The following is a 21,918-nucleotide window of genomic DNA, read 5'->3' as shown; positions in this document are numbered from 1 at the left end:
GGGACTGTGCGACGGCGGGCGGCCTTCGGGCCGCAGGGCCGTTTCCGCATCGTCCAGTTGCTGCGTGCGGTCCCGATCCGCTGGCGCATCCTTTCGATCGCCCTGCTCAACTCCGCGGTCGTGATCGTGCTGGCGGTACTGATCTGGAACGGCGCGCAGGTGCTTGGTTCGGCCTGGCACGACGTGCGCCAGGTGCGCGAGTCCGACCGGATCCTGGCGCTGCTTGAAAGCGAGACCGGACGCCTCCAGAACCTGATCCACCGCTATATCAACCAGCCGAGCCCGGACCTGTTCGCCGAGATCCTCCTGCTGCGCGAGGCGGTGCTGGGCACGCTGACCAACCGCGCCGCCAAGGACCCGATGCTGTCGGGCTCGGTCGAGGAGCTGGAGCGCACCACCGATCGCTTCCTCAACGGTTTCGGCGAGCTGCGCAGCGTGCAGGCGACGATCGCCAAGACCTATGAGGAGCAGGTGCAGGGCCCGGCCAGGGACATGGCCGGCCTCTACTCCATCATCGAGGGCGCGACCGGCCATCGCGATGCGCTGATCTGGCCCGCGCTCGGCAAGTCGCGCGAAGCCTTCACCTCGCTGCTGGTTGCCGCCAACGCCTACTATCTCTCGCTTGCCTCCTCGTCGGCGGAGGAAGCCCGCCGCAACATCGATACGATCGAGCGGACGATTCCCGTCATGACCGATCTGGCCGAAAACGATCTGCAGCGCATGGCGCTGGCGCGGCTCAAGGTCAAGACCGCCGAGCTGCGCGACGGGCTCGGCAAGCTCAGCGAGCAGCTCACCAACCGCACCGAACTGCTCCGCAACACCATCGACGCCAGCCAGGCCGAGGCGATCGGCGCCATCGACGACCTCTCGAGCAAGATGCGCCAACGCGAGCAGAAGGCGCAGGAGACCTTCGACAAGACGCTGACCTCGATCTCGCGCCGGGTGCTGTCGATTGCCGTGATCTTCCTCGGCGTCATCATGTCGGCCGGCGTCATGATCGCGCTGTCGATCCGGCTGCCGCTGGCGCAGATCATGGCCGCGATGCGCACCATCACCTCGGGGGACCTCGACCGGCCGGTGCAGGGCACGTCGGCCAAGGACGAGGTCGGCGCCATGGCGCGCGCGGTGGAGGTGTTCCGCGAGAACGCGATCGCCAAGCGCGAGACCGAGGACGAGCTGCGCGCGTCCAAGGAGAAGGCCGAGAGCGCGCTGCTCGAGCTCAATACCGCGCAGCAGAATTTGATCGATGCCGAACGGCTGGCGGCGCTCGGCGGCCTGGTTGCCGGCGTCGCGCACGAGGTCAACAACCCGATCGGCATCAGCCTCACGGTGGCCTCCAGCTTGGCCCGGCGCACCGAGATCTTCGAGAACGATTTGAAGACCGAGCCGCTGCGCCGCTCCAAGCTCGACGAGTTCGTGCGCGCCTCGCGTGATGCATCGCAGCAACTGGTCTCGAACCTGACGCGCGCCGGCGAGCTGATCCAGTCGTTCAAGCAGGTTGCGGTGGATCGCTCGCATATCGAGCGGCGGCAATTCTCGCTCAGCGAAGCCACCGACCAGATCATCGCCAGCCTGCGCCCGGTGCTGAAGAAGGCCGCGATCGCGCTGTCGGTTGATGTGCCCGAGGGGCTCTTGATCGACGGCTATCCCGGCGCCTATGGGCAGATCTTAACCAATCTTTTCCTCAACGCCGTCAATCATGCCTTTGCCGATGGCCGCTCCGGCACCATCACCATCTCGGCGCGCGGGCGCGGCGCCGACGATGTCGAGATCAGCTTCGCCGATGACGGGGCCGGCATGACCCCCGACGTGCAGCGCCAGGCCTTTGACCCTTTCTTTACCACCCGGCGCAATGAAGGCGGCACGGGACTTGGCCTCCATATCGTCTATAACCTCGTCACCCAGCAGCTCGGCGGCCGCATGGTGCTGGAATCCAAGCTGGGACAAGGCACCACTTTTCGCATTATCATACCCCGGGTCGCCAAGGGGGCTGCCAAAGGCGAGCCCACGATCGCTGACGCAGCAGCCGACGGAAGCAGTCAATGGCCGAACAGGACGATGTCCTCCACCTGATCGACGATACCGGTACCGCGTCGGAGGATAGTAACGGCCCGGAAGTGGAAGATCGCCGTCATCGACGACGATCCGGCCGTGCATGACGGCACCCGTTTCGCACTGTCCGACTACAGCCTCAACGGTTCGACGCTGGAGATCCTCTCCGCCTACTCTGCGGCCGAAGGCCGCACGCTGATGCGGGACAACCCCGACATCGCCGCCGTGCTGCTCGACGTCATCATGGAGACCGACGTCGCCGGCCTCGAACTGGTCGAGTTCATCCGCAACGAGATCAGGAACGAGACCGTGCGCATCATCCTGCGCACCGGCCAGCCCGGCCAGGCGCCGGAGCGGCGCGTGATCGTGCAGTACGACATCAACGACTACAAGGCCAAGACCGAGCTCACCGCCGACAAGCTGTTCACCTCCCTGACCGCGGCGCTGCGCTCCTATCAGCAGCTCGAGCGCATGGTGCAGACGCGGCGCGGGCTGGAGATCATCATCGACGCCGCTTCGACGCTGTACGACTTCAAGTCGATGCAGCGGCTCGCCGAGGGCGTGCTGACCCAGCTCGCCTCGCTGCTCAATGTCGATTGCGCCGGCATCCTGGTCCTGCGCGACAATGGCGGCGTCGATCCCGAGCTCTCGGTGCTCGCCGGCAGCGGCTGCTACAGCCGCTTCATCGGCACCACCACGTCGAAGGCGCTCGATCCCGACCTGCGCGAGATGGTCGAGGCCGCGTTCCAGCGCCGCAAGAACGAATTCGCCGACCACCGCAGCGTGATCTATCTGCGCACCGGAAGCGGCCGCGAGGTCGTGGTGCTGCTCCAGGCCGAGCGCGAGCTGTCGGAGACCGACCGGTCGCTGGTCGAGATCTTCTCCAGCCGGCTCTCGATCGCCTTCGACAACGTGATCCTCTACCAGCAGCTCCAGGACGCCAACACCCAGCTCGAGGACCGCGTCGCCCAGCGCACCCGCGCGCTGATGCAGGCCAACCGCCGGCTCTCGGCGCAATGGCTGCGGCTGCAGCGCGCCAACGGCTTCAAGAACGAGATTCTGGGCACCGTCGCGCACGACCTGAAGAATCCGCTCGGGGTCATCCTCGGCCGCACCGAGATGCTGACCGAACTGATTGGCGCCGGCTCGCCGAAGGAAAACGTCACGTCCCAGGTCGACCACATTCGCGACGCCACCAAGCGCCTGACCACGATGGTCGATCACCTGATCTCGGATGCGATGGCCGATGCCTTCGACATCACCATCCGCCGCGAGCCGGTCGATGTCGCCGCGCTGGTCAAGGAGGTCGCCGAAGCCAATTTGCCTTCGGCCGTCAACAAGCAGCAGAGCATCTCGGTCTCGGGGCCGCAGCAATTCGTCACGATGTGCGACGCCGACCGGATTCGCGAGGCGATCGACAACCTCGTCAGCAACGCCATCAAGTATTCGCCGATCGGCGGCAAGATCACAGTCACGGTCAGCCATGAGGGCGACGACACCGTGATCCGGATCGCCGACCAGGGTCCCGGCCTCAGCCCGGAGGATCTCGGCCGCCTGTTCGGCCGGTTCCAGCGGCTGTCGGCAAAACCGACCGCCGGCGAGAGCTCGACGGGGCTTGGGCTCTCCATCGTCAAGCGTATCATCGACATGCATGGCGGCCATGTGACCGCGCAGAGCCCGGGCCCCGGACAGGGGTCGACCTTTACGGTTACACTGCCGGCGACAGAGACATCATGAGCCAGAACCCGCATATCTTGATCGTCGACGACGAGGCCCCGGCCCGGGAGATGGTCGGCGATTACCTCAAGATGCACGGCTTCACCGTGACGCTGTGCGACGGCGGCAAGAGCCTGCGCGCCGCGATCCAGGGCAGCATGCCCGACCTCGTCGTGCTCGATCTCAACATGCCCGAGGAAGACGGGCTCTCGATCATTCGCGACCTCAAGAGCCGCATCAACGTTCCGGTGATCATGCTCACGGCGACCGCGAGCCCGATAGATCGCGTCGTCGGACTCGAGCTCGGCGCCGACGATTACGTGGCCAAGCCCTGCGAGCTGCGCGAGCTGATGGCGCGCATCCGCTCGGTGCTGCGGCGGAGCGTGCCGGCCAAGGCAGCAGTGCCCGAGGCGGCGGCGAAATCGGACAAGGAGCAGCTGGTGCGCTTTGGCACCAAATGGCTCGATCTCGAAGCGCAGGCCTTGCGCGACGACGAGGGCAACGAGCATCCGCTGACGGCCTCCGAGTTCGGGCTCCTCAAGGTGTTCGCGGCCAATCCGAAACGCGTGCTGTCGCGCGAGCGCCTGCTGGAATTGGCCAATGCGCGCGACGCCGAGGCCTTCGACCGCGCGGTCGATCTCCGCATCATGCGCATCCGCCGCAAGATCGAGCCCGACCCGGCCAAGCCGGCCGTGATCCGCACCATCCGCGGCGGCGGCTATCTGTTTTCGCCGGCCGGCGAGAAGGCGTAGCGCTGCGAAAGCCGTCCCGCCTCTCAACGTCGTCCTGGCGAAAGCCAGGAGGTAGATTCACATTCGAAGTGCAACACTTGAGCAAAGGCCTCGGCAGGCGTGCGGTAGTCAAGGCATTTGCGCGGGGTGTTGTTGTAGGCGGCGATGAACTGGCGGAATCTGGCGGTCGAGAGGGTTACGAGATCGGTCTTGCGGGGAATAAAGCGGCGCATCCTGCCGATAGCGTTCTCGATGCCGCCCTTCTGCCAGGGGGCGTGGGGATCGCAGAAGAAGGTCTCGATCGAGAGGCGGTGCAGCGCCAGGTGACCGGCGAACTCGGTGCCGTTGTCGAAGGTCACGGTCTGGCGCAGCTCCTGTGGCAGGGTCGCGAAGAAGCCCACGAGATGGCGGGCGACACCGCGCGCGACCTTGCTGGCAAGGCGGATGCCGAGCAGCAGACGCGAGGTGCGCTCGTGCACGGTCAGCACGGCCTGACCGTATTTCGAGAACATCATCAGGTCGGCCTCCCAGTGTCCGGGCACGCTGCGGTCGGCCACTTCGATCGGCCGATTTGCCAAGGAAACACGGCCTTCGATGAAGCTTGCGGGGCTGCCGCCCCTCTTGCCGCGGCGGCCGCGCTTGCTCTTGGCGCGCGGCAGATAGCGCCGCCAGTTGAAATCCGTGGTGCGCCTGAGTTGGGCATAGATGAAGCGGTAGATGGTCTCGTGCGAGATCACCTTGCGCCCGGACTCGCGGGCCAGCCGGCCGGCGACCTGCTCGGGCGACCAGCCCCGGCGAAGGCGTTCCAACACCGCGCGGCGCAGGCCGGGCTCCCGTTCGAGGCGTCCGCCCGTCCAGCGCCGCGCTCGCATCTGGTGCTGGGCATAGTTTGGCTTGTAGCCGACCTGGCTCCCCCGATTGCGCCTCAGTTCCCGAGAGACCGTTGATGGCGAGCGATCCAGAGCTGCCGCGATTTGCCGGACCGAGCTGCCATTGGCCGATAGGCAGGCAATCTCGCATCGGTCGTCCAGAGAGAGCTGCTTGTAAGTCCGCCCCATGGCAACACCTCCTCAAGGAAGTGTTGCACTTCGTTTGCGAACTCAGGGGACCCATTACCACGACTGCCCGCGTTGGGTAGGCTGGACCCGCAGCAGGCTCAAACAACGATCATTTGGGGTAATGGGTCCCGGCTTTCGCCGGGACGACAGATCGTTGTGTGGCACGGGCGGATTCAGCGACACAAAGGCTGTCAATCCGCGCAAAAATCCCTAAGTTTCGGCCATGCCGAAAACAGCCTCCAAAGCCCCCGCCAAGCCCGCATCGAAGACCGCCCCCAAGCCCGTTGCCGCCAAGGCCACGGCGAAGGGCGATCATGTGTTCCTGGTCGACGGTTCCTCCTACATCTTCCGCGCCTATCACGCGCTGCCGCCGCTGAACCGCAAATCCGACGGGCTCCAGGTCAACGCCGTGCTCGGCTTCTGCAACATGCTGTGGAAGCTCTTGCGCGAGATGCCCGAGGACAACCGGCCGACGCATCTGGCGATCATCTTCGACAAGTCGGAGATCACCTTCCGCAACAAGATCTATCCGGACTACAAGGCGCACCGGCCGCCGGCTCCTGACGACCTGATCCCGCAATTCGCGCTGATCCGCGAAGCCGTGCGCGCCTTTGACCTGCCGTGCCTGGAACAGACCGGCTTCGAGGCCGACGATCTCATTGCGACCTATGTGCGGCTCGCCAGCGAGCACGGCGCGACCACGACGATCGTGTCATCGGACAAGGATCTGATGCAGCTCGTCAACGACAAGGTCGTGATGTACGACACCATGAAGGATCGCCGCATCGGAATCCCCGAGGTGATCGAGAAGTTCGGCGTGCCGCCGAACAAGGTGGTCGAGGTGCAGGCTTTGGCCGGCGATTCCACCGACAACGTGCCCGGCGTGCCCGGCATCGGCATCAAGACCGCAGCGCAGCTGATCACCGAATATGGCGATCTCGACCAATTGTTGTTCCGCGCCGGCGAGATCAAGCAGCCCAAGCGCCGCGAAGCGCTGCTCGAGAACGCCGAGAAGGCGCGCATCTCGCGGCAGCTCGTGCTGCTCGACGACAAGGTCGACCTGGAGGTGCCGCTGGACGACCTCGCCGTCCACGAGCCGGACGCGCGCAAGCTGATCGCCTTCCTGAAGGCGATGGAGTTCACGACGCTGACGCGGCGCGTCGCCGAATATGCGCAGATCGATCCGGCCAATGTCGATGCCGATCCCGGCAACAAGAGCGGCGCGAGCGTGTTCTCTCCGTTGCCGCCGTCGGATGTGACGCCGGCACCCGGAGACGCTCCGACATCGGCCGCAGCCCCGCTGCCGAAAGCCAAGCCGAGCGGTGCGCGCGACGACAAGAATTCGAACCGCAAGGGCACGCCGGCAGCGCTGGCCGAGGCCCGCGGCGAGGCGATCCGCAAGACCGGCTTCGACCGCAAGGCGTATCAGGCGATCGGCAGTCTCGATCAGCTCAACGCCTTCATCGCCCGCGTGCCCGACACCGGCTATGTCGCGATCGAGGCGATGTCGGAATCGATCGACCCGATGCAGGGCGAGCTCGCAGGCCTTGCGCTGGCGCTGGCGCCGAACGATGCGTGTTACGTCCCGCTCAGCCACCGGCAAGCCGGCGGAGGCGCAGGCCTGTTCGATGCCGGCCTCGCACCCGGCCAGATCAAGACGGCCGAGGCGCTGGCGGCGCTGAGGCCGCTGCTGGAGTCCATCGGAATCCAGAAGATCGGCTTCGACGTCAAGTTCACGGCCGTGATGCTGGCGCAGCACGGCATCACCCTGCGCAACATCGACGATGCGCTCCTGATCTCCTACGTGCTCGACGCCGGCCTCGGCTCGCACGCGCTGGAGTCGCTGTCCGAGCGCTGGTTCGGCCATGCGGTCGTCAATTACGGCGGCCTCGTCGGCAGCGGCAAGGGCAAGCTGACCTTCGATCAGGTCACGATCGACAAGGCCAGCGAATATGCGGCCGAAAGCGCCGACGTGATCCTGCGGCTCTGGCGCGTGCTGAAGCCGCGCCTCGTCGCCGAGCACATGACCGCCGTCTACGAGACCCTGGAGCGGCCGCTGGTCTCCGTGCTCGCACGCATGGAGCGGCGCGGCATCTCGATCGACCGTCAGGTCCTGTCACGGCTCTCCGGCGACTTTGCCCAGACCGCGGCGCGCGTCGAGGCCGAAATCCAGGCGATCGCCGGCGAGCCGGTCAATGTCGGCAGCCCCAAGCAGATCGGCGACATCCTGTTCGGCAAGATGGGACTGCCCGGCGGCACCAAGACGAAAACCGGAGCATGGTCGACCACCGCGCAGGTGCTGGACGAGCTCGCCGAGCAGGGGCACGACTTCCCGAAGAAGATTCTGGAGTGGCGCCAGGTCTCCAAGCTGAAATCGACCTACACCGATGCGCTGCCGACCTATGTCAACCCGCAGACCCATCGCGTGCACACGACCTACGCCCTGGCCGCGACCACGACGGGCCGGCTGTCGTCCAACGAGCCGAACCTTCAGAACATTCCGGTGCGCACCGAGGATGGCCGCAAGATCCGCCGTGCCTTCATCGCCGCGCCGGGACACAAGCTGGTTTCCGCCGACTATTCGCAGATCGAGCTGCGGCTGCTCGCCGAGATCGCCGACATTCCGGTGCTGAAGCAGGCGTTCCGCGACGGCCTCGACATTCACGCCATGACGGCATCGGAAATGTTCGGCGTGCCGATCAAGGGCATGCCGAGCGAGATCCGCCGCCGCGCCAAGGCGATCAATTTCGGCATCATCTACGGCATCTCGGCGTTCGGCCTCGCTAACCAGCTCGGCATCGCGCGCGAAGAAGCCTCGGCCTACATCAAGAAGTATTTCGAGCGCTTCCCCGGCATCCGCGCCTATATGGACGAGACGCGGGACTTTTGCCGCAGCCACGGCTACGTCACCACGCTGTTCGGCCGCAAGTGCCACTACCCCGACATCAAGGCGTCCAACGCCTCGGTGCGCGCCTTCAACGAGCGCGCCGCGATCAACGCGCGGCTTCAGGGCACCGCCGCCGACATCATCCGCCGCGCCATGACACGCGTCGAGGATGCGTTGGCCGAAAAGAAGCTGTCGGCGCAGATGCTGCTCCAGGTGCATGACGAATTGATCTTCGAGGTGCCGGACGCCGAGGTCGAGGCGACGCTTCCCGTCGTGCAGCACGCGATGCAGGATGCGCCGTTCCCGGCCGTGCTGCTCTCGGTGCCGCTGCATGTGGACGCGCGCGCGGCGAACAATTGGGACGAGGCGCATTGATCTCTTCTTCACCTCTCCCTGCTTGCGGGGAGAGGTCGGATCGTATGGAGCGAAGCGTAATGCGATCCGGGTGAGGGGAGCTACCGCAAGATCCGCCCTCACCGTCATTGCGGATACAGCCCCTCACCCCAACCCTCTGAGAGCGAGCTTCGCTCGTCTCGACCCCGCAAGAGCGGGGCGAGGGAGCGCAGCGGCTTCGCCACCACATTGCTCCGAGAGCAATTCCGAGATGGCCGCGCGGCGGACGACACGCTAGAAGTGTGCGCATCCCTCGCGAGACCCATCATGCCCCACACATCCGCTTTGCTCGGCTTTGCGCTCATCTGCCTTGGCCTCGTGCTCACGCCGGGACCGAACATGATCTATCTGATCTCGCGCTCGATCACGCAGGGGCCGGCGGCCGGCATCGTCTCGCTCGGCGGCGTGGCGCTCGGCTTCGTGTTCTACATGCTGTGCGCGGCGTTCGGCATCACGGCGCTCTTGCTCGCCATTCCGTTCGCCTATGACGCACTGCGCTTTGCCGGCGCCGGATATCTGCTGTGGCTCGCCTGGCAGGCGGTGAAGCCGGGCGGGCGCTCGCCGTTCCAGGTGAAGAAGCTCGCGGTCGACAGCCCACGCAAATTGTTCGCGATGGGCTTCGTCACCAACCTGCTCAACCCGAAGATCGCGATGCTGTATCTGGCGCTGCTGCCGCAGTTCATCGATCCGGCCGCCGGCAGCGTGCTGATGCAGTCGCTGGCGCTGGGGACGATCCAGATCGCGATCAGCGTCAGCGTGAATGCGATGATCGCGCTCGCGGCGGGCTCGATCGCATTGTTCCTGGCGAACCGGCCGAGCTGGATGCTGGTGCAGCGCTGGCTGATGGGCACGGTGCTGGCCGGGCTTGCCATGAAGATGGCGCTCGAGGCGCGGCGGGCCTGAGCCCGACTCGTCATGCGCGGGCTTGACCCGCGCATCCATCGCCTGCACATGCAGGCGCGAAGACTCGCTTGCGAGAGGATGGATTGCCGGGTCAAGCCCGGCAATGACAAAGCCCCTCAATCCAGCTTCGCTTCCATCCCGCGCTTCACCGCCGGGCGCGCCATCAGCGCCTCGTACCAGCGCTTGACGTTGGGGAAGTCGGCCAGATCAACCTTGTGGCGAGGGTGGCGCCAGGCCCAGCCCAGGATGGCAAAATCGGCAATCGAAAGCTCGCCGGCGACGAAGTCGCGCCCCTCAAGCCGCCGGTCCAGCACGCCGTAGAGCCGGCGCGTCTCCGCCATGAAGCGCTTCAGGCCGTAAGCGCGATCCTGCTCATTCTCCAGCGCGATGAAATGGTGCACCTGGCCCGGCATCGGGCCGAAGCCGCCCATCTGCCACATCAGCCATTCGTAGACGGGAATCCGCTCGCTCAGCGATTTCGGCAGGAATTTGCCGGTCTTTTCGCCGAGATAAAGCAGGATCGCGCCCGATTCGAAGATGCTGACGGGCTTGCCGTCGGGGCCCTCGGGATCGACGATCGCGGGAATCTTGTTATTGGGGGAGAGCTTGAGGAACTCGGGCGTCATCTGCTCGCCCTTGGTGATGTTCACCGGGATCACCTTGTAGGGCAGCCCCATCTCCTCCAGCGCGACCGAGATCTTGCGGCCGTTCGGCGTGTTCCAGGTGTAAAGCTCGATGGTCATTCCGCTTCCCGTGCAAGTGTTTGGGCAAGTGTTTGGCCGAGTGTTTGGCGCCTGCTTACGGGGAACGGAACGGCCGCACAACCGCGCTTTCCGGAAAGCACGCCCGCGGAAATCGCGGCTTGGGCACTGTTGACGGCCCGATTTCCACGCTGGAATGTGCCGGTAAGCGTGGATAGATTGCCGCCCGCCTCAAACCCTCAAGGGAAAAAGTCTTTGTCCAAATCAGCCTCCCGCGCCCGCCTCGCCGAGATCATCCGCAAGCGTTCGTTCGGCCGCGGCGAGATCACGCTGGCGTCGGGCCGCAAGAGCGACTTCTATTTCAACCTGAAGCCGACGATGCTCGATCCCGAGGGCGCGGCGCTGCTCGCCGAGCTGACCTATGAGGCGCTCAAGGACGACCAGCTCGACTTCATCGGTGGGCTCGAGATGGGCGCCGTGCCGCTCGCCGGCGCGCTGGCTCAGATCTCCTGGATCAAGGGCCATCCGATCGCGGCCTTCTTCGTGCGCAAGAAGCCGAAAGAGCACGGCGCCAAGCTCGCGATCGAAGGCCTGCCCAAGGGCGAGACGCTGGCGGGCAAGCGCGTCGTGATCGTCGAGGACGTCACCACCACGGGCGGTTCGGCGATGAAGGCGGTGGAATCGGTGCGCGAGGCCGGCGCCAATGTGGTGCTGGTGCTCACCATGGTCGACCGCGAGGAAGGCGCCACCGACACCTTCGGTGCGGCCGGCCTGCCGTTCCGCTCGCTGTACAAGGCGTCGGAGTTCCTGAAGGGCTGAGTTTATTCGCTCCCTCTCCCCGCAAGCGGGGCGAGGTGGAAGGGGCGGTTCGCGCGACCTCGCCTTCGTGTGATGCCGTCACCCCAAATCAATCGCTCGTTTACCATCCCGCACTATGGTGAAGCCGCCAGGGCAGCTCGTCGCCGTGGCGCGTCGGGTGGAGTTGGCGTTGCGTACAGAGTTGAGTGATTGGCGTATGCGGCGCCGCGTGATGCTGGTCGCCGCAGCCTTTGCGGGTTCCGTCCTGGTGGTGCCCGCGCCTGTCTCGGCCGAAGGGCTGTTCGACTTCTTCTTCGGCGGTTCCCAGAAGCAGCAGAGCCGGCAGGCGCCGCCGCAGGCCAATTTCTTCGCCGATCCGTTCGGCCTCAACCAGCAGGCCGAGCGGCAACCGTCCGCGCCCATCTCCGCGCCGCGGGTGGCCGGTTCCGGACCGGCATATTGCGTGCGCAGCTGCGACGGCAAGTATTTTCCGCTGACGATGCGCGGCAACGCCACGCCGGCGCAGCTTTGCCAGGCGTTCTGTCCGGCGAGCGCGACCAAGGTCTATTACGGCAGCCATATCGACAGCGCCGCATCGACCGCCGGCGAGCGCTACGCCGACAGCGAGAACGCGTTCGCCTATCGCAAGGCGCTGCGCGCCGACTGTACCTGCAACGGCCGTGATCCGGTCGGCCTCGCCCCGGTCGATCTTGCGCTGGATTCGTCGCTAAAGGCCGGCGACGTGATCGCCACCACCGACGGCCTCGTCGCCTATACCGGCATCCGCGTCGGCAACGACCAGGCTGCGGACTTCACCCCGGTTGCCTCCTATCCCGGATTGACCTCGGCGGTCCGCGCGCGGCTCGGCGAAATGAAGGTCGCCCCCGTCAGCGCCGAGATCGCCGGCGACGCGCCGCTGCCGGAAACCAGAAGCGATGTCGCGCCGTCGGCGCCGTCGTCCGTTGCGCCGACGGGCAACGCCGCAAAGCCCGCGAAGCGGGCGGAAGCGAACTGACGGGCGTCAGCCCGTCATTCCGGGATGGTGCGTAAGCACCAGACCTCAGATGCGCAATTGCGCATCGGGGAATCTCGAGATTCCGGGCTCGCCTCTTCGAGGCGCCCCGGAATGACGACGTAACAAATGCTACCGCGCCACAATCACCCCGATCACGTTTGGCGCTGCCAGATACTTCTCCTCGATCGCCGCGCGCGCGGCGGCGCGGTTTTCCGGCGTCAGGAGGCCGCGCTTCTCGGCGAGGATCATCCAGCAAAAGCCCCACCAATCGGTCAGCATGCCCGCTTCGTCGACAAGGTCGTAACCCTGCTCGGCCGCGAAGATGCGCGCATGCGCTTCATCGAGCGAGTCGAGCCAGGCGTGATCCTCGGTCGAGAACAGATCGTCGCTGATGTCGTCGATGGTGTAGCCCCAGATCGACTGGCACACCGCGTTGAATTCGCGATCGAACTGGTCGTCATCGACGGCGTAGCGCCGGGCCGCCTGATGCAGCCGAGACAGCGAGCGGGCGAAATCGGCGATCCGGGTAAGGGCAAATTGGTCGAAGGCAACGGTGGACATGTAGTCCTCGCAAGGTCGGACAGACGCTAGATATTGTGTCGGCGAAGCGCCGAATCACAATGATATATCAAAGACTTACTAAAGTGTTCTTAATTTGTTCTGATTGGTTTGCAGATCGCCCTTTGGGCGTCGTCCTGGCGAAAGCCAGGAGGTAAATTCACATTCGAAGTGCAACACTTGAGCAAAGGCCTCGGCAGGCGTGCGGTAGTCAAGGCATTTGCGCGGGGTGTTGTTGTAGGCGGCGATGAACTGGCGGAATCTGGCGGTCGAGAGGGTTACGAGATCGGTCTTGCGGGGAATAAAGCGGCGCATCCTGCCGATAGCGTTCTCGATGCCGCCCTTCTGCCAGGGGGCGTGGGGATCGCAGAAGAAGGTCTCGATCGAGAGGCGGTGCAGCGCCAGGTGACCGGCGAACTCGGTGCCGTTGTCGAAGGTCACGGTCTGGCGCAGCTCCTGTGGCAGGGTCGCGAAGAAGCCCACGAGATGGCGGGCGACACCGCGCGCGACCTTGCTGGCAAGGCGGATGCCGAGCAGCAGACGCGAGGTGCGCTCGTGCACGGTCAGCACGGCCTGACCGTATTTCGAGAACATCATCAGGTCGGCCTCCCAGTGTCCGGGCACGCTGCGGTCGGCCACTTCGATCGGCCGATTTGCCAAGGAAACACGGCCTTCGATGAAGCTTGCGGGGCTGCCGCCCCTCTTGCCGCGGCGGCCGCGCTTGCTCTTGGCGCGCGGCAGATAGCGCCGCCAGTTGAAATCCGTGGTGCGCCTGAGTTGGGCATAGATGAAGCGGTAGATGGTCTCGTGCGAGATCACCTTGCGCCCGGACTCGCGGGCCAGCCGGCCGGCGACCTGCTCGGGCGACCAGCCCCGGCGAAGGCGTTCCAACACCGCGCGGCGCAGGCCGGGCTCCCGTTCGAGGCGTCCGCCCGTCCAGCGCCGCGCTCGCATCTGGTGCTGGGCATAGTTTGGCTTGTAGCCGACCTGGCTCCCCCGATTGCGCCTCAGTTCCCGAGAGACCGTTGATGGCGAGCGATCCAGAGCTGCCGCGATTTGCCGGACCGAGCTGCCATTGGCCGATAGGCAGGCAATCTCGCATCGGTCGTCCAGAGAGAGCTGCTTGTAAGTCCGCCCCATGGCAACACCTCCTCAAGGAAGTGTTGCACTTCGTTTGCGAACTCAGGGGACCCATTACCCCAATAGACCAACGTATCGCGAGCCCTGGCTACGAATGAGCACAGCCGGCAGCTACTATGTCTACATTCTGGCGAGCCGCCATCACGGAACGCTCTACATTGGCGTCACTAACGACATTCGCACCCGGCTTGAGCTACATCGGTCAGGCCGAGGCTCCAAGTTTGTCTACAAATACCAGGTCTTCCGCCTCGTCCATGTCGAGGAATTCGCCACGCCGCAGGAAGCGATCGCCCGCGAGAAGCAGCTGAAATTCTGGAAGCGCGATTGGAAGATCAAGCTGATCGAAGCAGAAAATCCGGACTGGAACGACCTGTCGGGCCTCATCTGACGATTGGGGTAATGGGTCCTGGCTTTCGCCAGGACGACGATGTGGCGAGCGAGCATCATCGCTCGGTGACGCATATGCTGCCCGCAAAGCAATTCGGGCCGCTGACCAGGTCAGCGGCCCGTTGAAAATGGCTTCGGAATGAAATGCGTCGGAGCTGAAAAACGTGCCCGCCCCACGAGCGACAGCTGTGTTTGTAAAGGCTCCGTTAAGGCTTGAAAATCCGTATCACCACGGTGTTTCGGATTGAGCGTGAAAGCGCGTTGCGTGGCCGCTCAATTCGCTGCCGAGAGCAGTTTGTCGCCGCAGGCATTTGCGTAGAACCTGCCGCCGCATTGCCGCTTGATGGCGGTACAGCGCGCGGCGGGCGATGCATTCTGCGCCACGCTGAAGCCGCAACTCAGGCCGTCGGCGCTGCGGCCCGGTTTGCCCGCTGCATCGGCTGCGCTGGTCGCCGTGATGCACACCACGAGCAACGCCGCGGCCGCGATCTCGATCAAGAGTCTCATCACGCATCCTCCGGTCGATTGCGAAATCCCGGCTTCTGCAGCGCCATCGTAGCACCCATGACCGCTGGTCCGGAAGGTTCCCGAAGCGGCCCGGTCCTTGCATAAAATCACGGCAGCGCTGTGTATGGCACCGTCCCTGACGGTTTCGATTGCCATGCAAGGCGGGTATCATTGCGCTGGAGCGTGATCGGAAGGCCGCGGAACCGGGATTTCCGCGGGAACCATGCTCGACCAATGAGATGAGGACATGACGCGGGTCATCGCGTCGTGTTCCGGTTCGAACGGCAGGGATTGGGCGCGTTGCAGGAACAGACAAACTACCCGGCATTGAACCAGCCCATCGACGAACTCGCGCTGGCTGAGATCAAGGGCGCGATCCTGGCAAAGCTGCGCCTTGCCATCGGCAAGGACGCGGGCATGGCGACGAAACACGACTGGTACCAGGCCGCGGCGCTCGCGCTGCGCGACCGCATCGTGCATCGCTGGCTGACGGCCGAGAAGCACAGCTACGATGCGGGACGCAAGCGGGTCTATTATCTCTCGCTTGAATTCCTGATCGGCCGCCTGTTCACCGACGCGCTCAACAATATGGGGCTGCTGAAGATCTTCGAGGTCGCGCTCGGCGATCTCGGCGTCTCGCTGCCGGAGCTGCGCAAATGCGAGCCGGACGCCGCGCTCGGCAATGGCGGCCTCGGCCGCCTCGCCGCCTGCTTCATGGAGAGCATGGCGACGCTGTCGATTCCCGCGATCGGCTACGGCATCCGCTACGATTACGGCCTGTTCCGCCAGATCATCAATCAGGGCTGGCAGCAGGAATATCCCGACGAATGGCTGAGCTTCGGCAACCCCTGGGAGTTGCAGCGGCCCGAGGTGATCTACGACGTCAATTTCGGCGGCGGCGTCGAGCATGTCGAGGACAAGGGCCGCGACCGCGCGATCTGGCATCCGGGCGAGACCGTGCAGGCGATCGCCTATGACACGCCGATCGTCGGCTGGCGCGGCCATCACGTCAATGCGCTGCGCCTGTGGTCGGCGCGCTCGCCCGATCCGTTGAAGCTCGATGCCTTCAACAAGGGCGACTATGTCAGCGCCAGCGCCGAGCAGTCGCGCGCGGAGGCGATCTGCAAGTTCCTCTATCCGAACGACGAGAGCCCGGCGGGCCGCGAGCTGCGGCTGCGCCAGGAATATTTCTTCGTCTCCGCCTCGCTCCAGGACCTGGTGAAACGGCATCTCGCCTCCGACGGCCAGCTGCGCAACCTCGCAGGCAAGGTCGCGGTGCAGCTCAACGACACCCATCCGAGCCTTGCCGTCACCGAATTGATGCGGATCCTCGTCGACCTCCACAATTTCCGCTGGGACGAGGCCTGGAAGATCACCGTCGCCACGCTCTCCTACACCAACCACACGCTGCTGCCCGAGGCGCTGGAGACCTGGCCGGTCGAGCTGTTCGAACGGCTGTTGCCGCGGCATCTGGAGATCATCTACCGCATCAACGTGCAGCATCTGGCCCTTGCGGAGGCGCGTTGCCCCGGCGACATCGACTTCCGCGCCTCGGTCTCGCTGATCGACGAGAAGAGCGGCCGCCGCGTGCGCATGGGCCAGCTCGCCTTCGTCGGCTCGCACCGCATCAACGGCGTCTCGGCGATGCATTCCGACCTGATGCGAGAGACCGTATTCCACGACCTCAACCATCTCTATCCCGGCCGCATCACCAACAAGACCAACGGCATCACCTTCCGCCGCTGGCTGATGCTGGCGAACCCGAAGCTGACCGACCTGTTGCGCGAGACCTGCGGCGATGCCGTGCTCGACGACCTCTCGCTGCTCGAGCGGCTCGAGGCCCATTCGAGCGACCTCGAATTCCAGAAGCGCTTCCGCGACGTCAAGCATCACAACAAGCTGGCGCTGGCCCGGCTGGTCAACGAACGCAACCACATCAAGCTCGACCCATCGGCGCTGTTCGACGTGCAGATCAAGCGCATCCACGAATACAAGCGCCAGCTGCTCAACGTCATCGAGACGGTCGCGCTGTACCAGGCGATCAAGGACGACCCCAGCGGCAATTGGGTGCCGCGGGTGAAGATCTTCGCCGGCAAGGCGGCGGCGAGCTACCGCTACGCCAAGCTGATCATCAAGCTGATCAACGACGTCGCCGAAATCGTCAACAACGATCCCGCGATCGACGGCAAGCTCAAGGTCGTGTTCCTGCCCGACTACAATGTCAGCCTGGCCGAGGTGATCATTCCCGCGGCCGACCTCTCCGAGCAGATCTCCACCGCCGGCATGGAAGCCTCCGGCACCGGCAACATGAAGCTGGCGCTCAACGGCGCCATCACCATCGGCACGCTCGACGGCGCCAATATCGAGATCCGCGACCATGTGGGACCTGAGAACATCGCGATCTTCGGCATGGAAGCCGGCGACGTGATGATCCGGCGCAAGCAGGGGCTCGACGCCTCCGACGTGATCCGCAATTCGCCGCGGCTCGAGCGCGCGATCCGCGCCATCGAGACCGGCGAGTTCTCGCCCGGCGATCCCGGCCGCTTCGAATCGATCGCGCATGCGCTGCGCTATCTCGACCATTACATGGTCAGCGCCGATTTCGATTCCTACTACGAGGCGCAGCGCGCGGTCGATGCGCGCTGGCTGGTCTCGTCGGCCTGGACACGCGCCTCCATCCTCAACGTCGCGCGCATGGCGTGGTTCTCCTCCGACCGCACCATCCGCGAATACGCCGAGGAAATCTGGAACGTGCCGGTCAATCCGGGTGCCTCGCCGCAACTCGGCAACCAGCGCGAGGCGAAGGGCTAATCCCGGGACGCGGAAATCGATTACGCCCGACGTCATTGAATTCCGCGCAGTAGCCCGCGATATTGCATGACGGACGTCATTACTCGTCATTGCCCGTCAGTCCGCTTGGCGATGACCGAAGCGCCAGTCGATATTGAAAGATCCGCATGCTCACCAAGACCCCGCACCTTTTCGATGAAGCAACCGCCGTGACCGCCGGCGACAGCCGCTGGCAGGGACGGACCAGCCCGGATTACTGGGCGTTCGTCGGCCCCTTCGGCGGCTGCACTGCCGCGACGATCCTGCGCGCGCTGATGCAGCACCCGCAGCGCGCGGGCGATCCGCTGGCGCTGACGGTCAATTACTGCGCGCCGGTCGCCGAGGGCGTGTTCGATCTCGATGTCCGCCTGGTCAAGGCCAACCGTTCGAGCCAGCACTGGTCGGTCGAGATGACGCAGGGCGGCGGCGAGGTCGCGACGCTGGCAACCGCCGTGTTCGCCGAGCGCCGCCCGTCCTGGTCGCACCAGCCGGCCGAATTTCCGGGCGCCGTGCCGTTCGAACAGCTGCGCTCCTTTCCGAAGCTCAAGATGACCTGGGCCAACCAGTACGAATTCCGCTTCGTCGAGGGCGAGCCGAAGTTCGCCGGCGGCGGTGCCGCGAAGCTGCCGTCGAGCCCCTATTCGAAGATCTGGATCAGCGACCGCACGCCGCGCAAGCTCGACATGCTGTCGCTGATGTCGATGTCGGATGCCTTCTTCGGCCGCATCTTCCACGCGCGCCGCGAACTCGTGCCGTTCGGCACGGTGTCGCTGACGACCTATTTCCACACCGACGCGGCCGACCTGGATGCGGAGGATACCACCCGCGTGCTCGCCACCGCCGACGCCAAGATCATGCACAAGAGCTACGCCGACCAGAACGCCGAGCTGTGGTCGCCGAACGGCAGGCTGCTCGCGACCACGACGCAGATTGCGTATTTCAAGGCCTAGGCGTTTCGAGCGGATCGGCCTCCGGCTCGCGTGGAGCCGTAGCCAAATATCCACATTGGTCTGTTACGACCGCATTGCCTATTTCAAGGGTTGAGGGAACATTGGCACGTCGCTTCTGTTCCACACCTTTGGGAGCACTGCTGCATGTCCGAAGCCGACACGTCAAAGCCCTCGCGCATCGCCCTGCTTGGCGTTCCCATCGAGATCGGCGCATCGCAGGCCGGCCCGCTGATGGGACCGGACGCGCTGCGCACCGCGGGCATCGCGCGCCTGCTCGAGCAGCTCGACTTCCAGGTCGATGATCACGGCAACCTTGCGATCCCACAGGTCGTCGCCGACGGCCCGGTGCCGGCCAACACCAGGTTCTATGACGAAGTGAAGACCTGGACCCGCGCGCTCTCCGAGCGCGCCTATTGGCTGGCGCATTCCGGCGCGATCCCGATCTTCATGGGCGGCGATCACTCGCTGTCGATGGGGTCGATCAACGGCGTCGCACGCTACTGGCAGGAAAAGGGCCGGCCGCTGTTTGCGCTCTGGCTCGACGCCCATGCCGACTACAACACCCCGGAGACGACGATCACCGCGAACATGCACGGCATGTCAGCTGCGTTCCTGTGCGGCGAGCCCGGCCTCGACGGCCTGCTCGGCGGGCTGCCGCGGGCCTCGATCCCGCCCGATCAGCTCGACCTGATCGGCACGCGCTCGGTCGATCCGCTGGAGCGCAAGCTGCTGCGGCAGCGCAATGTGTCGATCGCGGACATGCGCCAGATCGACGAGTTCGGCGTCGCCGTCATGATCCGGCGCGTCATCGAGCGGGTCAAGGCGAGCAACGGCGTGCTGCATGTCAGCTTCGACGTCGATTTCCTCGACCCCTGCGTGGCGCCGGGCGTCGGCACCACGGTGCCGGGTGGCGCCACCTATCGCGAGGCGCATCTGATCATGGAGCTGTTGCATGATTCCGGCCTGGTAGGATCGGTCGATATCGTCGAGCTCAACCCCTTCCTGGACGAGCGCGGCCGCACCGCGCGCGTCGCCGTCGAATTAATCGGCAGCCTGTTCGGCCAGCAGATTACAGACCGGCCGACGCCGAGCAACGCGGTGCTGCCCGAGATGGGGGAGTAGCGAAGCAACACAGTTGATGTCGTCCCGGCCTAGTGCGCAATTGCGCACGGGCGCCGGGACGACGGTGGAGAATGTGGCGCCGTTCGCTGCTCAGCTTGGACGGATGGAGACGTCGCCGAGCCGGCCGGGCAAACAAAAAGGCGGCCGCGAGGGCCGCCTTTTCAAATCGCGTATCGCTTGCGCGGCTCACTCCGCCGCGAGCTTCACGTCCGGCGCGGCGGCGCGCACCTCGGCATCGACCTGGGCTTCGAACTTGGCGAAGTTCTTCTGGAACATGCCGACCAGCGCACGGGCGGTCTTGTCGAACTCGTCCTTGTCCTTCCAGGTGTTGACCGGGTTGAGGATCTCGCTCGGCACGCCCGGCAGCGCGGTCGGGACCGCGAAGCCGAAATATTTGTCGGTGCGGAATTCGACGTTGCGAAGCGAGCCGTCGAGCGCAGCCGTGAGCAGCGCGCGCGTCACCTTGATCGGCATCCGCGAACCGACGCCGTACTTGCCGCCGGTCCAGCCCGTATTGACCAGCCAGCAGTCGACATTGTGCTGGGCGATGAGGTCACGCAGCATGTTGCCGTAGACGCTGGGATCGAGCGGCAGGAAGGGCGAGCCGAAGCAGGTGGAGAATTCCGGCTGCGGCTCGTTGCCGAGACCGCGCTCGGTGCCGGCGACCTTGGCGGTGTAGCCGGAGAGGAAGTGATACATCGCCTGCGCCGGCGACAGCTTTGCGATCGGAGGCAGCACGCCGAACGCGTCGGCGGCGAGCATCACCACGTTCTTCGGCTGCGGCGCGCGGCCGGTGCGCGAGGCGTTCGGGATGAACTCGAGCGGGTACGCCGAACGCGTGTTCTCGGTCTTGGAGCCGTCGTCGAAATCGGGCACGCGATCATTGGCGCCGAGCACGACGTTTTCCAGCACCGCGCCGAAGCGCTTGCTGGCGGCGTAGATTTCCGGCTCGGCTTCGCCGGAGAGCTTGATGCACTTGGCATAGCAGCCGCCCTCGAAATTGAAGACGCCGTTCGGGCCCCAGCCGTGCTCGTCGTCGCCGATCAGCGTGCGGTTGGGATCGGCCGACAGCGTGGTCTTGCCGGTGCCCGACAGGCCGAAGAAGATCGCGGTGTCGCCCTTGGCGCCGACATTGGCCGAGCAGTGCATCGGCATCACGCCGCGCTCGGGCAGATAGTAGTTCAGCGTGGTGAAGACCGACTTCTTCATCTCGCCGGCATAATAAGACCCGCCGATCAGGACGATCTTGCGGGCGAAATCGATCGCGACCACGTTCTCCGAGCGCACGCCGTGGCGTTTAGGATCGGCGCGGAAGCTCGGCATGTCGATGATGGTGAGCTCCGGCACGAAGGTCGACAGCTCGAGCGCCTCGGGGCGGATCAACAGCGTGCGGATGAACAGCGAGTGCCAGGCGAGCTCGGTGAAGACGCGCGTCTTGATCCGGTAGGCCGGGTCGGCACCACCATAGAGATCCTGCGCAAACAGCTTCTTGCGTTCGGCGTGCTTGAGGAAGTCCGCATGAAGTGCCGCGAACTGCTCCGCGGTGATCGACTGGTTGCCGGCCCACCACATCTTCTTGTCAGTGGTGGTGTCACGGACCGTGAACTTGTCCTTCGGGCTCCGGCCGGTGAACTCGCCCGTGTCGGCGCAGAGCGCACCGTCGGCGGAGAGCACCGCCTCGCCATTACGCAGCGAATGCTCGTAAAGCTGAGGTGCACCGTAATTCCAATGCACGCCCTTGAGATTCCTTAAGCCGAATTTGTCGGCGCCGAAGGCACCGTTGCGCACGCCCGTCTCTTGCACGAAAGAACCTCCTCGAACCCGCGTATCCTTGTTCGCGCGAATGTCGCTAGTCGCGCCCCGCCGCGGTGACCGTGATCAGAATATAGCCTCTCGGCTTCGGTCCGGCGACCTAATAGTGGGGATCGCCGGGCTTGCCAAGCCAATCGAACGGCTTTTGGCTGATTCCAAGGCAGGCCCATCATCTGGCGCAAATACCGCAGCGCGAAACCCTTTCGCCTTGCTTTCGTTTTCTCATTGTTTTCGCAGCAGTCGGGCGACGTTTCGTCGCCTTTCCCGCCGCGCACGGAGCTTTGCGATGCACAAAAAGTGCCAGCCGGCGGGCAGCGCCGTCGCCGATCAAGGCGAACGGCGCGGAGAATGCCGGGTAT

Annotated in this window: 16 protein-coding genes and 1 pseudogene; 11 read left to right on the top strand and 6 right to left on the bottom strand. The window is 65.0% G+C overall.

Annotated features, from left to right (window positions below; translation table 11 throughout):
* Positions 1–6 precede the first annotated feature (6 nt).
* From RX327_RS04205 to RX327_RS04195, 3 genes and pseudogenes are all read left to right on the top strand, one after another.
* Positions 7–2,073: a HAMP domain-containing sensor histidine kinase gene (locus RX327_RS04205; protein WP_317251199.1), complete on the top strand. Its 2,067-nt coding sequence runs from the start codon at positions 7–9 to the stop codon at positions 2,071–2,073.
* Positions 2,043–3,789 (top strand): annotated as a pseudogene (locus tag RX327_RS04200) (DUF3369 domain-containing protein). Before RX327_RS04205 ends, RX327_RS04200 begins: the two are co-directional and overlap by 31 nt.
* Positions 3,786–4,520, top strand: a complete 735-nt coding sequence (locus RX327_RS04195) for a response regulator (protein WP_317249554.1) — start codon at positions 3,786–3,788, stop codon at positions 4,518–4,520. The pseudogene RX327_RS04200 and the gene RX327_RS04195 overlap by 4 nt, the downstream one beginning before the upstream one ends.
* 23 nt (positions 4,521–4,543) lie before the next feature.
* On the opposite strand, the gene RX327_RS04190 is transcribed toward RX327_RS04195, so the two are convergent.
* Positions 4,544–5,557 (bottom strand): IS30 family transposase, encoded by a 1,014-nt coding sequence (locus RX327_RS04190; protein WP_317248812.1) that lies wholly within the window; start codon positions 5,555–5,557, stop codon positions 4,544–4,546.
* A gap of 223 nt (positions 5,558–5,780) precedes the next feature.
* Here RX327_RS04190 and polA point away from each other — a divergent pair, with 223 nt between their 5' ends.
* The gene (gene polA / locus RX327_RS04185; protein ID WP_317249553.1) at positions 5,781–8,819 is read left to right on the top strand and encodes a DNA polymerase I; all 3,039 of its coding nucleotides are present in this window, start codon (positions 5,781–5,783) and stop codon (positions 8,817–8,819) included.
* A 285-nt stretch (positions 8,820–9,104) separates the two neighbouring features.
* Positions 9,105–9,740: a LysE family translocator gene (locus RX327_RS04180; RefSeq protein WP_317249552.1), complete on the top strand. Its 636-nt coding sequence runs from the start codon at positions 9,105–9,107 to the stop codon at positions 9,738–9,740.
* A 116-nt stretch (positions 9,741–9,856) separates the two neighbouring features.
* Here RX327_RS04180 and RX327_RS04175 read toward each other — a convergent pair whose 3' ends face one another.
* Positions 9,857–10,483: a glutathione S-transferase family protein gene (locus RX327_RS04175; protein WP_317249551.1), complete on the bottom strand. Its 627-nt coding sequence runs from the start codon at positions 10,481–10,483 to the stop codon at positions 9,857–9,859.
* A 213-nt stretch (positions 10,484–10,696) separates the two neighbouring features.
* Here RX327_RS04175 and pyrE point away from each other — a divergent pair, with 213 nt between their 5' ends.
* Positions 10,697–11,260 (top strand): orotate phosphoribosyltransferase, encoded by a 564-nt coding sequence (pyrE, locus tag RX327_RS04170; RefSeq protein WP_317249550.1) that lies wholly within the window; start codon positions 10,697–10,699, stop codon positions 11,258–11,260.
* Positions 11,261–11,456: 196 nt separating this feature from the next.
* Complete coding sequence (locus tag RX327_RS04165; protein ID WP_317249549.1) at positions 11,457–12,254, top strand: DUF2865 domain-containing protein; 798 nt, start codon at positions 11,457–11,459, stop codon at positions 12,252–12,254.
* 129 nt (positions 12,255–12,383) lie between these two features.
* On the opposite strand, the gene RX327_RS04160 is transcribed toward RX327_RS04165, so the two are convergent.
* Complete coding sequence (locus RX327_RS04160) at positions 12,384–12,815, bottom strand: hypothetical protein (protein ID WP_317249548.1); 432 nt, start codon at positions 12,813–12,815, stop codon at positions 12,384–12,386.
* 78 nt (positions 12,816–12,893) lie between these two features.
* Complete coding sequence (locus RX327_RS04155) at positions 12,894–13,952, bottom strand: IS30 family transposase (RefSeq protein ID WP_317249547.1); 1,059 nt, start codon at positions 13,950–13,952, stop codon at positions 12,894–12,896.
* Positions 13,953–14,046: 94 nt separating this feature from the next.
* Between RX327_RS04155 and RX327_RS04150 the strand changes: the two genes are divergently transcribed.
* On the top strand, positions 14,047–14,340 hold the full coding sequence (locus RX327_RS04150) for a GIY-YIG nuclease family protein (RefSeq protein WP_028333812.1): 294 nt from the start codon (positions 14,047–14,049) through the stop codon (positions 14,338–14,340).
* A gap of 272 nt (positions 14,341–14,612) precedes the next feature.
* On the opposite strand, the gene RX327_RS04145 is transcribed toward RX327_RS04150, so the two are convergent.
* A complete protein-coding gene (locus tag RX327_RS04145) occupies positions 14,613–14,846 on the bottom strand; it encodes a hypothetical protein (protein WP_028335862.1) in 234 nt (77 codons plus the stop codon).
* Between the two features lie 291 nt (positions 14,847–15,137).
* Here RX327_RS04145 and RX327_RS04140 point away from each other — a divergent pair, with 291 nt between their 5' ends.
* The 3 genes from RX327_RS04140 to rocF all read left to right on the top strand — a co-directional run bounded on the left by RX327_RS04140 (position 15,138) and on the right by rocF (position 19,747).
* Entirely contained in the window at positions 15,138–17,657 is a 2,520-nt protein-coding gene (locus RX327_RS04140) for a glycogen/starch/alpha-glucan phosphorylase (protein WP_410712172.1), read from the top strand.
* Positions 17,658–17,803: 146 nt separating this feature from the next.
* Entirely contained in the window at positions 17,804–18,625 is an 822-nt protein-coding gene (locus RX327_RS04135) for a thioesterase family protein (protein WP_317249545.1), read from the top strand.
* Positions 18,626–18,769: 144 nt separating this feature from the next.
* On the top strand, positions 18,770–19,747 hold the full coding sequence (rocF, locus tag RX327_RS04130; protein WP_317249544.1) for an arginase: 978 nt from the start codon (positions 18,770–18,772) through the stop codon (positions 19,745–19,747).
* A gap of 186 nt (positions 19,748–19,933) precedes the next feature.
* Here rocF and RX327_RS04125 read toward each other — a convergent pair whose 3' ends face one another.
* Positions 19,934–21,550: a phosphoenolpyruvate carboxykinase gene (locus tag RX327_RS04125; RefSeq protein WP_317249543.1), complete on the bottom strand. Its 1,617-nt coding sequence runs from the start codon at positions 21,548–21,550 to the stop codon at positions 19,934–19,936.
* Positions 21,551–21,918: the final 368 nt, after the last annotated feature.

The organism is Bradyrhizobium sp. BEA-2-5 (assembly GCF_032918025.1).
In the GTDB taxonomy this organism is placed as follows: Bacteria; Pseudomonadota; Alphaproteobacteria; order Rhizobiales; family Xanthobacteraceae; genus Bradyrhizobium; species Bradyrhizobium pachyrhizi.
This window is presented reverse-complemented; position numbering and strand designations above follow the sequence as displayed.

Coding starts and splice junctions, on each gene's coding strand:
- RX327_RS04195 (WP_317249554.1), top strand. CDS start 3,786: ATGAGCCAGAACCCGCATATCTTGATCGTCGACGACGAGGCCCCGGCC.
- RX327_RS04190 (WP_317248812.1), bottom strand. CDS start 5,557: ATGGGGCGGACTTACAAGCAGCTCTCTCTGGACGACCGATGCGAGATT.
- polA (WP_317249553.1), top strand. CDS start 5,781: ATGCCGAAAACAGCCTCCAAAGCCCCCGCCAAGCCCGCATCGAAGACC.
- RX327_RS04180 (WP_317249552.1), top strand. CDS start 9,105: ATGCCCCACACATCCGCTTTGCTCGGCTTTGCGCTCATCTGCCTTGGC.
- RX327_RS04175 (WP_317249551.1), bottom strand. CDS start 10,483: ATGACCATCGAGCTTTACACCTGGAACACGCCGAACGGCCGCAAGATC.
- RX327_RS04165 (WP_317249549.1), top strand. CDS start 11,457: ATGCGGCGCCGCGTGATGCTGGTCGCCGCAGCCTTTGCGGGTTCCGTC.
- RX327_RS04160 (WP_317249548.1), bottom strand. CDS start 12,815: ATGTCCACCGTTGCCTTCGACCAATTTGCCCTTACCCGGATCGCCGAT.
- RX327_RS04155 (WP_317249547.1), bottom strand. CDS start 13,952: ATGGGGCGGACTTACAAGCAGCTCTCTCTGGACGACCGATGCGAGATT.
- RX327_RS04150 (WP_028333812.1), top strand. CDS start 14,047: ATGAGCACAGCCGGCAGCTACTATGTCTACATTCTGGCGAGCCGCCAT.
- RX327_RS04145 (WP_028335862.1), bottom strand. CDS start 14,846: ATGAGACTCTTGATCGAGATCGCGGCCGCGGCGTTGCTCGTGGTGTGC.
- RX327_RS04135 (WP_317249545.1), top strand. CDS start 17,804: ATGCTCACCAAGACCCCGCACCTTTTCGATGAAGCAACCGCCGTGACC.
- rocF (WP_317249544.1), top strand. CDS start 18,770: ATGTCCGAAGCCGACACGTCAAAGCCCTCGCGCATCGCCCTGCTTGGC.